Source organism: Tahibacter harae (assembly GCF_024437735.1).
In the GTDB taxonomy this organism is placed as follows: Bacteria; Pseudomonadota; Gammaproteobacteria; order Xanthomonadales; family Rhodanobacteraceae; genus Tahibacter; species Tahibacter harae.
In genome coordinates this window covers 76,795-90,939 of record NZ_JANFQO010000017.1, presented here as the reverse complement: position 1 = coordinate 90,939, position 14,145 = coordinate 76,795, and the positions used below count along the sequence as shown (strand labels likewise).

The 14,145-nt window shown below is 70.4% G+C and carries 12 protein-coding genes and 1 pseudogene; 2 read left to right on the top strand and 11 right to left on the bottom strand.

The genetic code is table 11. The features are described from left to right. Positions 1–133 precede the first annotated feature (133 nt). Positions 134–685: a hypothetical protein gene (locus NM961_RS17310; RefSeq protein WP_255915665.1), complete on the top strand. Its 552-nt coding sequence runs from the start codon at positions 134–136 to the stop codon at positions 683–685. Between the two features lie 20 nt (positions 686–705). On the opposite strand, the gene NM961_RS17305 is transcribed toward NM961_RS17310, so the two are convergent. From NM961_RS17305 to NM961_RS17290, 4 genes are all read right to left on the bottom strand, one after another. Beyond that, a complete protein-coding gene (locus NM961_RS17305) occupies positions 706–1,389 on the bottom strand; it encodes a DUF2461 domain-containing protein (RefSeq protein ID WP_255915664.1) in 684 nt (227 codons plus the stop codon). Positions 1,390–1,421: 32 nt separating this feature from the next. Beyond that, on the bottom strand, positions 1,422–2,870 hold the full coding sequence (gene sbcB / locus NM961_RS17300; RefSeq protein ID WP_255915663.1) for an exodeoxyribonuclease I: 1,449 nt from the start codon (positions 2,868–2,870) through the stop codon (positions 1,422–1,424). Positions 2,871–2,940: 70 nt separating this feature from the next. Further along, complete coding sequence (locus NM961_RS17295; RefSeq protein WP_255915662.1) at positions 2,941–5,697, bottom strand: serine/threonine-protein kinase; 2,757 nt, start codon at positions 5,695–5,697, stop codon at positions 2,941–2,943. Next, entirely contained in the window at positions 5,694–6,278 is a 585-nt protein-coding gene (locus NM961_RS17290; RefSeq protein WP_255915661.1) for an ECF-type sigma factor, read from the bottom strand. Before NM961_RS17290 ends, NM961_RS17295 begins: the two co-directional genes overlap by 4 nt. Before the next feature lie 140 nt (positions 6,279–6,418). Between NM961_RS17290 and NM961_RS17285 the strand changes: the two genes are divergently transcribed. Continuing rightward, positions 6,419–7,906 carry a delta-60 repeat domain-containing protein gene (locus tag NM961_RS17285; protein WP_255915660.1) on the top strand — a complete coding sequence of 496 codons (1,488 nt, stop codon included), beginning with the start codon at positions 6,419–6,421 and terminating at the stop codon, positions 7,904–7,906. Positions 7,907–8,053: 147 nt separating this feature from the next. Here the strand turns inward: NM961_RS17285 and NM961_RS17280 are convergent, their stop codons facing one another. From NM961_RS17280 to cbiB, 7 genes and pseudogenes are all read right to left on the bottom strand, one after another. Beyond that, positions 8,054–8,257 (bottom strand): hypothetical protein, encoded by a 204-nt coding sequence (locus NM961_RS17280; RefSeq protein WP_255915659.1) that lies wholly within the window; start codon positions 8,255–8,257, stop codon positions 8,054–8,056. A gap of 80 nt (positions 8,258–8,337) precedes the next feature. Next, entirely contained in the window at positions 8,338–8,919 is a 582-nt protein-coding gene (locus tag NM961_RS17275) for a histidine phosphatase family protein (protein ID WP_305119228.1), read from the bottom strand. Continuing rightward, positions 8,919–9,974, bottom strand: coding sequence for a nicotinate-nucleotide--dimethylbenzimidazole phosphoribosyltransferase (cobT, locus tag NM961_RS17270; RefSeq protein ID WP_255915658.1), 1,056 nt, complete (start codon positions 9,972–9,974; stop codon positions 8,919–8,921). The genes NM961_RS17275 and cobT overlap by 1 nt, the downstream gene beginning before the upstream one ends. A 1-nt stretch (position 9,975) precedes the next feature. Further along, positions 9,976–10,491, bottom strand: coding sequence for a bifunctional adenosylcobinamide kinase/adenosylcobinamide-phosphate guanylyltransferase (cobU, locus tag NM961_RS17265; RefSeq protein WP_255915657.1), 516 nt, complete (start codon positions 10,489–10,491; stop codon positions 9,976–9,978). Further along, positions 10,479–12,017 carry a cobyric acid synthase gene (locus NM961_RS17260; protein WP_343231926.1) on the bottom strand — a complete coding sequence of 513 codons (1,539 nt, stop codon included), beginning with the start codon at positions 12,015–12,017 and terminating at the stop codon, positions 10,479–10,481. Before NM961_RS17260 ends, cobU begins: the two co-directional genes overlap by 13 nt. Positions 12,018–12,125: 108 nt before the next feature. Next, positions 12,126–13,091 (bottom strand): annotated as a pseudogene (gene cobD, locus NM961_RS17255) (threonine-phosphate decarboxylase CobD); the annotation flags it as partial. After that, a complete protein-coding gene (gene cbiB / locus NM961_RS17250) occupies positions 13,084–13,983 on the bottom strand; it encodes an adenosylcobinamide-phosphate synthase CbiB (RefSeq protein WP_255915656.1) in 900 nt (299 codons plus the stop codon). The gene cbiB and the pseudogene cobD, both read right to left, overlap by 8 nt. Positions 13,984–14,145 lie beyond the last annotated feature (162 nt).

Below are 14,145 nucleotides of genomic sequence, written 5' to 3'. Positions count from 1 at the left end.
AGCCGCGATTCCCTGCGGCGCGTACTTGCCACGGCCTGGCGCAGCGCAGCAGAAACGGCGCCGCCGCCGCGGGCGGTTGCCGGCAGACTGCGGCATTGCGCCGGGAAAAACCGGTATCTCGGGGGAAAACCGCATGTCCACCTATTCCACTGCACGACTGCGACAGGTATTGATCGTCGCCGCGCTGGCACTGCTGCCGCTGTGTTCCTCATCGGCTTTTGCTGCGGACGCACAAGCCGCCTTCGCCCGCCTGGGCCAGCTCGCCGGCGACTGGGAAGGCCAGTTCGCCAACGGCCGCCACCACACGGTCAACTACCGCTTCAGCGCCGGCGGCACCGTGCTGGTGGAAACCTGGGCGCTGGCGCCGGGACGCGAATCGATCACGGTCTACTACGTCGACGGCGACGAGCTGCTGGCCACGCACTACTGCCCGCAGGGGACACAGCCGCGGTTGAGGCTGGTGGACGATGCCGGCGGCAGGCTGAGTTTTGAGCTGCGCGACGGCGGCAATCTTGCGCTGGCGGGCAAGTCGCATCAGCAGGCATTCTGGCTGGAACTTTCGGGTGAGAACGGCTACCGCCGTAGCGAGACATATGTGGAAAATGGCGGGGCCGCGCAGTCAGGGCAGGCGGATGCGCCGGTGCAGTACCGGCGCATCGCCGCCGGCGATGCGCCGCGTATCTAGCTGTTCCGGCTTTTTTCCGCTCAGAAATCCAACCCCATCGCCGCACACAGATAGTCGATCATCGGCGCCACCCGCTTCAGCGTATCCACCACGCGCGGCTTGAATTCCGCGGAGATCACTTCGGCATCGGTGAAGCTGGCGGAAGCGACGAAATCCTTGCGCTTGATGTCCTCGATCAGTTCGTGGTTCGGATCGAAGCCGCGCGGCGGCCGGCTCAGGGATTCGCCGCCGGGTTCCAGGTGGTCGCGGAAAGCCTTGGACTGGGTTGCTTTCTTCCACGCGGCCGGATTGTCGGCGAGAAATTCGCGGATCTTTTTCAACGTGTCCGCCTCGGGATGCCACAGCCCGCCGCCGACGAAGCAGGCGCCGGGCTGAATATGCAGGTAGAACACGGGCGCGGCTATGCCCTTGCTGCGTTCGTGGAACAGGCGCGCGCCGGTCCAGGTCTTGTATGGGGTCTTGTCGTTGGAGAAGCGCGTATCGCGGTGCTGGCGGAACAGCGAGCCGCCCTGGCCGCGCACATCGGCGCGGTAGTGCGGGCTGATCCTGGCCAGCGGCGCCTGCAGGTCGCCGAGCAGGTTGAGGAAGGGCGTGCGTATCTGTGCCTCGTAGCGCGGCTTGTTGGCCAGGAACCAGTCGCGGTTGTTGTTGCGCGCGAGGTCGCCGAGGTATTTGAAGCTGGCGGCGGTGAAGTATTCGCTCATGGTCGTGGTTCGGACAGGGGATAGGTGGCTGTTCAGTCCAGCGCGCGGCGGCGTTCCAGGCCGTAGTCCTGCAGCGCATCGAGCAGGGCGCCGTGGACGGCCAGGGCAGGGTCTTCGCGCATTTGCTGGAGAGTGGAAAAGTACTGTTCCAGCGTCAGCGTGGTGAGTTCGGTGGCGCTGTCCAGGCGGCGCCGGCAGAACTCCTGCCAGCGTGCACTTTCCGCGGCATCCAGCGTCTGCGGCCAGTTGCGCGCGCGGTAGCGCCACAGCAGTTCGGGCAGGCGCGCATCGCGGAACGGAAAGCGCGCCGCGGCCAGCTGCTCCGGCGGCGTGCTGCGCACTTCGCGCAGCAGGCGCCGGTCGGCGTCGTTGAGGAAACCGGAGTACAGGGCCAGCTCGGGATCGGGCGCGGCCTCGTCGTAGCGCTGGGCGAACACCTGCTGCAGCTTGACCGCCAGCCCGGGGTGGCCGCGCAGCCGGGCCAGGTGCTCCTGGCAGCGCGCCACGTCCAGGCCGATGCGCGCGGTATCCACGCCGGTCAGGGCCGACAGCGGCGCCAGCGCCGGCGAGCGGTTGGCGTGCACCAGCTTGAGCGGAATGCGCTCCACGCCTTCGGGCAGGGCGTCGCGCGGGCTGAACACGCGGTCGGCGATGGCGGCGGCGTCCAGTTCCAGCAGCGGCACGGGATCGCAGTCCAGGTCGTAGACGATGACCGCATTGGGCTGGGTCGCGTGCGCGGCCAGCGGCACCACCAGGGCCAGGCAGCCGCGGCTGGCGGGAAAGCGCGAAGAAGCGTGCAGCACCGGTACCTGGTGGGCTACGTCCAGCAGTTCGAAGGCGCGCTGCTTGCGGCGCAGCTGGAAGTAGTAGTCGAACAGGCGCGGCTGGGCCTGGCGCAGCAGGCGGGCCAGACCGATCAGCGCGTGTACGTCGGACATCGCATCGTGGGCACGTTCCTGCTGCAGCCGGTTGGCCGTGGCCAGGTCTTCCAGACGGAAGCTGGGCGTGCCGTCCTCGCGCAGCGGCCAGTTCACGCCCTGCGGGCGCAGCGCATAGCACAGGCGTACCAGGTCGATCAGGTCCCAGCGCGAATTGCCGTTCTCCCACTCGCGCGCGTAGGGCTCGTAGAAATTGCGGTAAAGCAGGTGGCGGGTGAATTCGTCGTCGAAGCGCAGCGAGTTGTAGCCGACTACGCAGGTGCCCGGCGCGGCCATTTCCTCGTGCACGCGGGCGGCGAAGGCGGCCTCGTTCAGGCCTTCGCGCTGCATGCGCTGGGGCGTGATGCCGGTGATCAATACCGCCTGCGGATGCGGCAGCACGTCGGGTGCGGGCGCGCAGAAGAATTCGACCGGGTCGCCCAGCGGTTGCAGATCCAGCGTGGTGCGCTGGGCGGCGAATTGGCTGGGACGGTCGCGGCGCGGATCCGCGCCGGTGGTTTCGTAGTCGTGCCAGAGGAAACTGGGAGGCGGGCTGCGGCTCATGCGGACGGCGATCGTTCCTTCGGTCGGCGCCGGCCTTGCCGGCCGGCAGCCGTGAGCTTACACGCTGGGCTCAGGACGACTGTAGTTGCGCCAGCAGACGGGCCTGCTGGCGCAGCAGCGGCGCGTTCTTGACGAAGTGCTGTTCCAGCGCGCCCTGGATGGGCTGCAACAGGGCAAGGGCTTCCGTCCGCGCGCCGGCCGAGGCCAGCACCTGCGCCAGCTGCACCTGGCATTCCAGCGTGGTGTTGGATTGCGGCCCGTTGGCCTTGCGCAGCACCTCCAGCGCCTGGCGCAGCTGTTCGGCGGCTTCGGCCAGGCGGCCCTGATCGCGCAGGATCAGGCCGCGCGCGCGGGCGACGGCGGCGTGGCGCGGATGCCCCGGCGGCAGGAACTGGGCGAAGGCGGCGCCGGCCTGGTTGGCATAGCGCGCGGCCTCGGTCAGCTGGTTGCTGCGGCGCATCCATTCGGCCAGGTGCAGCAGGCGGCGGGCGCGCTCGGTGTTGCCCTCCATCGATTCCTCGATCTCCACCGAGAGCAGCGGCCAGGCCTGGTCCAGCTTGCCCGCCAGCAGCAGGCTGCGGCCGTAGTTCTGGCGGAACATGGCCAGGCGCGGCGAGGGCGGCTTGCCGGGCTTGGGCAGTTCGTTTTCGTAGGCTTCGCGGAACAGCGGGATGGCGCTGTCGAAATCCTCGGCCTGTTCCGACAGGCTGGCCAGGTTGTTCAGCGTGATCGAATAGCTGGGGCTGTCCTGCTGGCCGCTGGCGCGCAGGTGCTCGAGGTTCTCGCGGAACAGCGGCAGGGCCTCCAGCATGCGTCCCTGCAGGTAGATCGCCTGGGCCAGGTTGTTGCGCGCGGTGATGGCCCAGGCGCTGCCCGGCGCGAGATTGCGCAGGCGGGTCTGCAGCATCTCGCGCAGCAGGCGCTCGCGGTCGGCGTGGCGTTCCTGGCGTTCGTAGATGTCGGTCATGAAGCCGGTCGCCGACACCACTTCGGCCGAATCCGCCGGCAGGTGGCGGCGCAGCAGGTCTATCGCCTGCTGTGCGGCCTGTTCCGCCTCGGCCAGCTGGTTGTTGCGCATGTGCGCCTCGGCCAGCGAGGTCAGGCTGCGGGTGACCAGCAGGTAGTCGCTGATGTTGTACTGGCGCAGCAGCTCGCGCGTCTGCTGGGCATGGGCCAGGCCGGTGCGCAGATCGCCGCGGCGCGACTCGGCCAGGGACAGGGTGGCGTAGAGGTCGATCAGCTCGCGCGGCTCGGGCGGATCCAGCGCCTGCAGCTTGGCCAGGGCCTGGTGCAGCACGGGCTCGGCTTCCTCGGGCCGTTCGGCCAGGTTCAGCACATAGCCCAGCTGGTTGAGGTAGATCGCCTCCTGGCGCGTGTTGCCCAGCAGTTGCTCGGCCTCGGCGGCCTTGCGGTAGACCAGGGCGGCGCTGTCGGGATCGCCCAGCTCGGTGTAGATGCGGCCGAAGGCGGCCAGCAGGCGGGCGCGCTGCTCGGGTTCGTTGGCCAGGCGGGTGTCGATGTCGTGCTGGCCGCGGTCGATCAGCTCCTTGGGCGAGAGGCTGGTATTGCCGGCGTTTTCCGGTGCGGCCGCGTCGAACAGCCGTACCAGGTAATCCACCACATGGCGCGAAGTGGCGGATTCCCTTTGTGCATCTTTTTCCGCGCGCAGGGCGCGGTCGCGCTCGGCCGCCAGGCGCACGGTGAACAGGGCAATGGCGACCAGCGCCAGGCATGCCGCGAACACCGACAGCGGATGGCGGTTGAGGAACTTGCCCGTACGGTAGGACCAGCTATCCGGTGCGGCCAGGATGGGCCGGCCGCGCAGGTAGCGGCGCAGGTCTTCCGACAGGGCTTCGGGCGAGGCGTAGCGGCGCACCGGATCCTGGTGGGTGGCGCGGCCCACGATCAGCCCCAGCTCGGCCGGCAGGCGCGTGCCGTCGCCGCGCAGCGGCCGGCCCACATGGAAATGGCCGTCGCTGCCGGGCGCGGGCACCTGTTCGGTGAGCACTTCGTACAGCAGCAGGCCCAGGGCGTAGACATCGGTGGCGGTGTTCACCGCTTCGCCGCGGCGCTGCTCGGGGCTGGCATAGGTCGGCGTGAACCAGTGTGCGCCGGTGGCTTCCTGGCGTCCGCTGCTGTTGGGATCCAGCAGCTTGGCAATGCCGAAATCCAGCAACGCCGGTTCGCCGTCGCGGCGCACCAGCACATTGGCGGGTTTCAGGTCGCGGTGTATGACCAGACGCTGGTGGGCATACTGCACCGCCAGGCAGACCTTGCGGAACAGCTCCAGCCGCGCCGCCAGCGGCGTGCGCTGCTCGCGGCACCAGCGCGTGATCGGTTCGCCGGCGACGTATTCCATGACCAGGTAAGGCTGGCCGTCCGGGCTGGTGCCGCCGTCGAGCAGGCGGGCGATGTGCGGATGCTCCAGCTTGGCCAGGATCTGGCGCTCGCGGCGCAGGCGTTCGGCCGCATCGCGCGTGGGGATGCCGCGGATCAGCTTGATCGCGACCTGGCGGTCGAATTCCGCATCGGCGCGCTCGGCCAGGAACACCGTCCCCATGCCGCCGGAGCCGATCTCGCACAGCAGCCGGTACGGCCCCAGCATCAGGCCGCTGGCCGGCGCCGGGGCGAGTTCCGCCACGGCCGAGCCGAACTGGCGCGTGACCGCGGCACTGTCGCGTTCGTCGGCCAGCACCAGCGCCAGCGCTTCCTGCTTCAGCGCGTCCTCGTCGGGCTGCTGCGCCAGCCAGGCGGCGCGGTCCTCGGGCGCCAGCTCCACCAGTGCGTCGAACAGCTGCTGCAGGCGCAGCCAGCGCGCATTGTTCATGCCTGCAGCTTCTCCTTGAGCCAGGCGCGGGCGAAGCGCAGCTCGCGGTCGACCGTGGCCAGGGACACGTCCAGCGTCGCGGCGATTTCCTCGCGCTTGAGGCCGAGGAAATAGGTCAGCTCGATCACCTCGCATTTGCGCGCATCCAGCGTGCGCAGCTCGTCCAGGGCGCCGTTGAGCTGGTCGGGTTCGCTGGTCTCGCCGGGCTGGTCGGCGGCGGAGGACAAGGTCAGATGGATCTGCCCGCCGCCGCGCTTCTCGCTGCTGCGGGCGCGCGCCATGTCGATGAGCAAATTGCGCATTGCTGCAACTACGACGCCGAAGAAATGGCGCCGGTCGCGCCAGTCGATGTCCTTGCCGAGCAGGCGCAGGAACAGCTCGTTGGCCAGTTCCGTCGGTGCCAGGGTCACGTCGCCGTCGAACTGGCGCAGGTGCTTGCCGGCGATCGCGCGGACCTGGGCGTAGACCAGTTCGGTCAGCTCGTCCGCCGCGCCGGACTGGCCCTGGTTCCAGGCCAGCAGCAGGCGGGTGACTTCGTGGTCGGTGCCGGTTCCGGCGCTGGAATCATCGCGATCGGTCACGCGTAGTGCTCCTTGGAAAGCGTGGGGCGGTGCCGATGATGACAGGATCCAGGCTGCTATCCCGTCCTCGGCTGGCAAGCGTTGCAGCGTGCTCCCGGCACGCAATGCAGGCGTTTTCTGGACTCGACGAGGAAACCACCGTGAAGCATACGAATACCCCGTACGGTTTGCACTGGTGCCGCAAGGCACTGGCCGCCGCCGCCCTTCTGTTCGTCGCGCCGCCGCTGCTGGCGCAGTGGGGCCCGCCGGGTGAACTGGATCCCAGTTTTGCCGGCACCGGCAAGCTGACCACGGATTTCTATGACCGCAACGACCGGATCAATGCGATCGACACCATGAGCGACGGCCGTTTCGTCGTCGCCGGCGTCGTGGTCGGCCCGAATGTGGGCGGTGGATACTCGGACAATTTCGCCCTGGCGCGCTATCTGCCGGACGGCCGCCTTGACGGCAGTTTCGGCAACAACGGCCTGGTCATGTTCGATGTCAGCGGCAATGTGGACGAAGCCCATTCGGTGAAAGTGCTGCGCGACGGCAGCATCCTCGCCGCCGGCGTGATCGCGCCGGGCGCTTATTCGGATTTCGTGCTGTTCAAGCGCCGCCGCGACGGCAGTGCGGATACCAGCTTCGGCGACGACGCCCCGGCCGGCGGCCGCACGGGCTCGGTGCGGCTGGACGTGCGCGGTCCCAGCTTCCACGACGAAGGCCGCCATTTCGCCGTGCAGAGCGACGGCAAGATCGTGATGATCGGCAACACGCTGGTGCCCAACGGCAACTTCAATTATCGCCGCGTGACCGCCGCACGCTTCACCGCCGACGGCCGCCTGGACCCGGGTTTCGGCGGCAGCGGCACCGGCTACGTGGTGCTGGGCAACCAGTACGCCAACAACGGGCAGACCAGCGACTACGTCACCGGCATTGCGCTGGACCAGCGCGGCAATCTCTGGTCGGACGACACGATCAACATTACCGGCTATACCGATTCGGCCAACAACGCCTTCGTCGTCCGCCTGACCCGCGACGGCCTGCTCGACACCACCTTCGGCACGCTCAACAACGGCGTGCGCAGCGGCAGCCTGCTGCTGACCGCGACCAACTCCGGCGGCGTGGCCAGCGGCATTTCCGAAGTGCGCGCCGGCCGCATCGACGCCGCCGGCCGCCTGGTGCTGGTCGGTCCCGGCACCGACCGCGGCCTGGCTTTCCTGCGCCGCCAGCGCAACGGCGATGCCGATATGAGTTTTGGCAGCAACGGCCGCACCCTGGTCAAGCTCAGCGACTCGTCGCGCTATGACGAGCCCGCCGCGATGGCGCTGCAGGGCAATGGCAAGATCGTCGCTTCGGGCTATGCAACGCAGATCGTCGGCAGCACGCCGCAGAAGGATTTCTTCGTGGTGCGCCTGGATGCGAACGGCCTTGTCGATGTGCCCTTCGGCGACCAGGGACGCAAGGCGGTGACGGTGTCGACAACGACCGACGAATCGACGTCGATGGCGGTGGATGTGTGGGGCAACCTGGTCGTCGCCGGCTACGCCCTGCGCGCCGGCACCGCACAGACGGATTTCGCCATCCTGCGCGTCTACGGCGATCCGGACCGCATCTTTGCCGATGATTACCAGGTCCCGGCATTCTGAGCCGCGCCGTTCACGGCGGCTTGCCGCGGGGGAGGGTGTCGGCTCTCCCTGCGGTTTCCGGCGGCCGGTTCGGCAAGGCTGCTGCACCAGCGCAGGAGTCGTCGATTCCTGCGTTGAGTTTCGTCGGCGGGGATTGCGGCGGTGTACTCAGGCGCCGCAGTGCTGCCGCGTATGCCGTGCTCTGTACAGGTGCAGGAAACCTCCCACTGCACAGACCAGCTGCGGATCGCCCGGCGGATCGGCGCAGTCGATCCAGCCGATGCCGGCGACGGGCTGGTAATTGCCGCTGGTGTAGCCGTCGCTGGTGGTCGAACAGGGGAACTTGCCGTTGGGACCGGCGAGGAACAGCACATAGTCGTCCCGCGCCGCGTCGTACTTGGGACACAGTCTCGGCGTGCCGGCCGGCTGGGAGACGCCGCGGCGTGCGGTGATCAGGCGGCAGGGATCCGCGGCTCCGGCGATGCGGCGCGCGGCCAGGCGACGGCGTGCAGCGAGGCATTGGCGATGCTGGTCTCGGCCATGGCGCCGAAGGGCAGGGCGGCCAGGTGACATTGCACCCAGCGGATCACAGCGCCGTGGGTCAGCACCAGCACGCGCCGGTGCCCACTGGCCAGGGCTGTCTCCACGGCCTGGTCCAGCGCCGCGGCGATACGCCGGCCGAAGGCGGCGAAATCTTCACCCTGAGGCGGCGGGCAGCGCTGCGGATCGGCGCGATAGGCGGCCAGGGCGCTGGGTTGCTCGCGCTCCAGTTGCGCCACCGTAACACCCTGCCAGGCACCGAAGTCGTATTCGACCAGGCGTACGTCCGGGCACAGCGGAATGCCGCGCGTGGCGCTGAGCTGCGCGGCAAATTCCGCACAACGCCGCAGTGTGGAGGAAACGATGAAATCCCATCCGAGCCCAGCTACGGCGGCGTGCGACTGTTCCCAACCCAGGGCACTGAGCGGGTCGTCGATGCGGCCGCGGTAGCTGGGCTGGCCGGTGGCGCCGTGGCGCATCAGGGTGAGCCGCATCAGGATTTTGCAGAAACGCCGGCCTGCTCGAACGTCGCCATGCCCGCGTGCAGCGCGCAGGCCAGGCGCAGCAGGGGCAGCGCGGCGGCGGCGCCGCTGCCTTCGCCCAGGCGCAGGCCCAGGCTGAGCAGCGGCCTCGCCTCCAGCGCCTCCAGTACGCGCGCGTGGCCGCGTTCGGCCGACTGGTGGGCGAACAGCAGCCAGTCGCGGCAGGCCGGATTGATGCGCACCGCGGCCAGCGCGGCGACCGAGCTGATGAAGCCGTCCACGAGCACGGCCACACCGGCCTGGGCCGCGGCGATGTACGCGCCGGCCAGTGCGGCGATCTCGAAACCACCGAGGCGGCGCAGCGATTCCAGCGGATCCACGGCAAAGGCGCGGTGGAAGGCCACGGCCTGCGTGACGATCTCGGCCTTGTGGCGTATGCCCGCTGCATCCAGGCCGGTGCCGGCGCCGGCCAGTTCCAGCGGGCTGGCGTCGATCAGGGCGCAGGCCAGGGCGGTGGCGGCGGTGGTGTTGGCGATGCCCATTTCGCCGCCGATGAATAATTCCGTCCGGTTTTCAACGGCCGCGGCGATGCTGGCGCGGCCGGCGGCCAGGGCTTGGGCGAGCTGGGACGGATCCATCGCGGCGGCGTGCAGGAAGCTGGTGCTGGACGCGGCGATCCAGTCGCGCCGCACGCCGGGCAGCGGGCCGGGATCGTTGACCGTGCCCAGGTGCACCACTTCCAGCGTCGCGCCGAGTTCGCGCGCGAGCACGCTGATGGCCGCGCCGCCGGCGGCGAAATTGCGCACCATCTCGCCGGTCACGGCCTGCGGAAAGGCCGACACGTTTTCCGCGGCGATGCCGTGGTCGGCGGCGAACACGCTGATCTGCACGCGCTGCAGCGCCGGCCGTTCGCGCCGCTGCAGCGCGGCCAGGGTGACGGCGAGCTGTTCCAGCTCGCCCAGCGCGCCGGGCGGCTTGGTCAGCACGCCCTGGCGTGCGAGCGCGGCGGCGCGGGCGGTTTCATCGGGTGCGGCGATGGGCTGGTGCAGCCAGGCGAAATTGTCCATGTCACAGAGTTCCTTTGAGTACCAGCGGCAGGCCGGCGACGGTAAGGATGACGCGCTCGCAGCGCGCGGCGATGTCCTGGTGCAGGCGGCCGGCTTCGTCGACGAAGCGCCGGCTCAGCTCGCCCAGCGGCACCACGCCCTGGCCGACCTCATTGCTGACCAGGACGAGTTCGCCCGGCAGCTGCGCCAGCGCATCGAGGAGTTCCGCGCGCTCGGCCGCGAACAGTGCGGCGTCGTCGCGGCAGAGCAGGTTGCTCAGCCACAGGGTGAGGCAGTCGACCAGCAGGCAGCGGCCGGCGCGGGCTTCGCGGCGCAAAGCCGCGCCCAGCGCCAGCGGCGTCTCGCTCAGGCCCCAGTGGGCCGGGCGGCGCGCGCGGTGGTGCTGGATGCGCGCGGCCATCTCGTCGTCGCCGGCCGCGGCGGTGGCGATGTAGAGCACGGCGTCGTGGCTGGCGGCCAGGCGTTCGGCCAGGGCGCTCTTGCCCGAGCGGGCGCCGCCGAGGATCAGGGTGCGCATGGCGGCTCCGTGACGGTCAGGCCTAGCAGGCGCTCCAGCGCGGCCAGGTCCAGGTGGGTTTCCACCGCGTCGGCCAGGCGTTCCAGCGCCTGTTCGCGCAGTGCGTCGCGGTCCGGCGCGACAGCGTGTTCCAGCCCGGCCCAGCGCAGCAGCGCGGCGCAGGCGGCGGGGTGGTCGAACAGGCCGTGCAGATAGGTGGCGATGACCTGGCCGTCGGCGGAACAGGCGCCGTCGGCGCGGCCGTCGGACAACTGCACCGGCGCCTGCCGCAGCGCCGCGCCGCGGCTCACGCCGCAGTGGATCTCGTAGCCGCGCACCGGCGCGACGTGGTCGCCCAGGCGCAGTTCGCCGTCTACATTGCGCAGTTGTTTCTGCGCTTCCAGCGTGGTTTCCAGATCGAGCAGGCCCAGGCCCTCGCTGCTGCCGGCCGCGCCTTCCAGGCCCAGCGGATCGGCGATGCGGCGGCCCAGCATCTGCAGGCCGCCGCAGATGCCCAGCAGCTTGCCGCCCAGGCGCAGATGGCGCTGGATCGCCGCTTGCCAGCCGTTGGCGCGCAGCCAGGCCAGGTCGGCGCGCACCGACTTGGAGCCGGGCAGCACGATCAGGTCGGCGCCGGGTATGGCCTGCTGCGGGCCTATGAACTCGAAGGCCACGTCCGGATGCAGGCGCAGCGCATCGAAATCGGTATGGTTGCTGATGCGCGGCAGGGCCGGCGCGATCACGCGCAGGCGCGCGCCGGCGCGGCCCGGGTCGCGGGGCAGGGCGTCCTCGGCATCGAGATCCAGACCGTGCAGATAGGGCAGCACGCCCAGCACGGGCTTGCCGGTTTCGCGTTCCAGCCAGTCCAGCCCGGGTTGCAGCAGGGACAGGTCGCCGCGGAAGCGGTTGATGACAAAGCCGCGCACGCGCGCCTGTTCGCTGGGCGAGAGCAGGGCCAGGGTGCCGACCAGATGGGCGAACACGCCGCCGCGGTCGATGTCGGCGACCAGGATCACGTCGCAGTCCACCGCTTCGGCATAGCCCATGTTGGCGATGTCGTTGGCGCGCAGGTTGATCTCGGCCGGGCTGCCGGCGCCTTCGACCACGACGGCGCGGTACTGCGCGCACAGCCTGCGGTGCGAGGCGAGCACGGCCTCCAGCGCGATGCGCTTGTAGTCGTGATAGGCGACGGCATGCATGTTGGCCACGGCGCGGCCGTGGATGATGACCTGGGCGCCGGTGTCGCTGTTGGGCTTGAGCAGCACCGGATTGAAGTCCGTATGCGCCGGCAGGCCCGCGGCCTGGGCCTGCAGGGCCTGGGCGCGGCCGATCTCGCCGCCGTCGACGGTAACGGCGGAATTGAGCGCCATGTTCTGCGGCTTGAACGGCGCCACCGCCACGCCGCGCCGGCGCAGCCAGCGGCACAGGCCGGCGACCAGGGTGCTCTTGCCGGCATCGGAGGTGGTGCCCTGGACCATCAGTACGCGGGCGCCGGGTGTTGCCGGTCTGGCCGTGGCGGTTGCCGTTGCGCTGATCGGCGTCGGCATTTCGTCGGCTTGATCGGGGCTTGCTCTGGTGGCCGATGCCGTTGTCTGCGCCGTTGGCAGCGGCGTGGACGCCGGCAGCGCTGCGGCACGCGCCAGATCCAGCCCCGTCAACGCGGTTTCGAGCCGTCCCCAGCCGTCCTCATCGCCCGGCAGCCCGAACCGCAGGCTGGGCGGTTCGTCGAAGCGGCGCACCAGGATGGCCTGGCGCGCGAGTGCGTTGTGGATTTCTTCCGTCGCGTCGGTTTTTACCCAGTGGAACAAAGGCGTGCCCGCTGCCGGCGCCAGTGCATGCCGCCGCAGCAGTTCTTCCAGCCGGGCGGAGGCTTCAGCCAGTTCGCCGCGGCTGCGCTCCTGCCAGCCGGTATCGGCCAGCGCCTGGCGCAGCAGCCAGCGCGTGGGCGCGGTCACGCACCAGGGGCCCTGCGCCTCGCGCAGGCGGGCCAGCAGGCCGGCGGCGGCGATGACGAAGCCGGCACGGGCGCCGGCCAGGCCGAAGAACTTGCCCGGCGAACGCAGCACGATCAGGCCCTCGCGCCAGGCCTCGCCGGCCAGGCTGTGCTGCGGCGTCGTGTCCATGAAGGCCTCGTCCAGCACCAGCCAACCGCCGCGCGGCTGCAACTGCGCGTGCAGCTCCCGCAGCCGCTCCGGATCGAAGCGTTCGCCGCCGGGATTGTTGGGATGGATCAGCACGATCACGTCGTAGCGCGCCGCCGTCGCCAGCAGCGCCGCCGCGGGCAGGCGCTCGACCGCGTGGCCGGCGCGTTCCCAAGCTTGGGCGTGTTCGGCATAGCCTGGTGCGATCACGCCGACCCGGCCCGGCCGGCGCAGCCGCGGCAGCAGCTGGATCGCGGCCTGGGTGCCGGCGACGGGCAGCAGGCCGCGGGCGCCGTAAAAGGCGGCGGCCACGCCTTCCAGGCCGTCATCGTCCTCGGGCAGGCGGGTCCAGACTTCGCGCGGTATGCGCGGCAGCGGCCAGCCGCGCGGATTGATGCCGGTGGAGAGATCCAGCCAGTGTTCGGCGGCGATACCGAAGGTCTGCGCCGCGCGCCGCAGGCGCCCGCCGTGTTCAAGCATGGGTGAGGCTCCATTGCAGCAGCAGGACGGCGGCCAGCCACAGCAGCACGGCGCGCTGCACCAGGCGCAGCGCCTGGCGGATCTGCAGCGGCCCGGGCACTTCGCCGGCGCCCAGCGGCGGCCGTTCGTGCCACTGGCCTTCGTACGGGGCTGCGCCGCCCAGGCGCACGCCCAGCGCGCCGGCGCCGGCAGCCATCACCGGGCCGGCGTTGGGACTGTCCCACGCCGGCGCCTGGCGCCGCCAGCAGTCCAGCGCCAGGCGGCAGCGGCCGGCCAGGGCGTAGCTGAGCGCGGTCAGGCGGGCGGGCACATAGTTGAGCACGTCGTCCAATCGCGCCGCGGCCCAGCCAAAGTATTCGTAGCGCGCGTTGCGGTAGCCCCACATTGCGTCCAGGGTATTGGCCAGGCGGTACAGCACCGCGCCGGCCGGGCCGGCCACGGCGAACCAGAACAGGGCGCCGAAGACGGCGTCGTTGCCGTTCTCCAGCACGGATTCGGTCGCCGCCGCGGCGACCTGGGTTTCGTCCAGCAGGGCCGCGTCGCGGCTGACCATGCGCGCCACCGCGGCACGTGCGGCGGACAGATCGCCGGCTTCCAGCGCGCGGGCGACCGGCAGCGCGTGCTCGCCCAGGCTGCGCAGGCCCAGGCTGAGATAAAGGATCACGATGCCTGCGACCCAGCCCGGCCAGCCCGCACGGCTGCACAGGCCGGCGAGCAGCACCGGCGGCGCCACGGCCAGCAGCACGGCGAGCACGCCGCGGCCGCGGCTGTCGCGGTACAGCCGCGCCTCCAGCCAGTGCGCAAGGCGGCCGAAGCCGATCAGCGGATGGGCGCGGCGCGGCTCGCCCAGCAGCCGGTCCAGCAGCAGGGCAAGGAGCAGGGACTGGAACACGGGCAGGACTCCGCCTGGCGGGTTGGCGCGGCCTGCGCCGGATAGGATCTGTGGAAAGCGGGAGACCGCCCGCCTTCCGCCGGACGGCGCGGGCGGACCCGCACACGTCAGTGGAACAGTGCCGCGGCGCGACCCGGGCGCCGCTGATCCGTCCCTGGACCG

Bases quoted from the DNA above. Each gene is read 5' to 3' on its own strand.
- NM961_RS17310 (WP_255915665.1), top strand. From the start codon at position 134: ATGTCCACCTATTCCACTGCACGACTGCGACAGGTATTGATCGTCGCC.
- NM961_RS17305 (WP_255915664.1), bottom strand. From the start codon at position 1,389: ATGAGCGAATACTTCACCGCCGCCAGCTTCAAATACCTCGGCGACCTC.
- sbcB (WP_255915663.1), bottom strand. From the start codon at position 2,870: ATGAGCCGCAGCCCGCCTCCCAGTTTCCTCTGGCACGACTACGAAACC.
- NM961_RS17295 (WP_255915662.1), bottom strand. From the start codon at position 5,697: ATGAACAATGCGCGCTGGCTGCGCCTGCAGCAGCTGTTCGACGCACTG.
- NM961_RS17275 (WP_305119228.1), bottom strand. From the start codon at position 8,919: ATGCGGCTCACCCTGATGCGCCACGGCGCCACCGGCCAGCCCAGCTAC.
- cobT (WP_255915658.1), bottom strand. From the start codon at position 9,974: ATGGACAATTTCGCCTGGCTGCACCAGCCCATCGCCGCACCCGATGAA.
- cobU (WP_255915657.1), bottom strand. From the start codon at position 10,491: ATGCGCACCCTGATCCTCGGCGGCGCCCGCTCGGGCAAGAGCGCCCTG.
- NM961_RS17260 (WP_343231926.1), bottom strand. From the start codon at position 12,017: ATGCCGACGCCGATCAGCGCAACGGCAACCGCCACGGCCAGACCGGCA.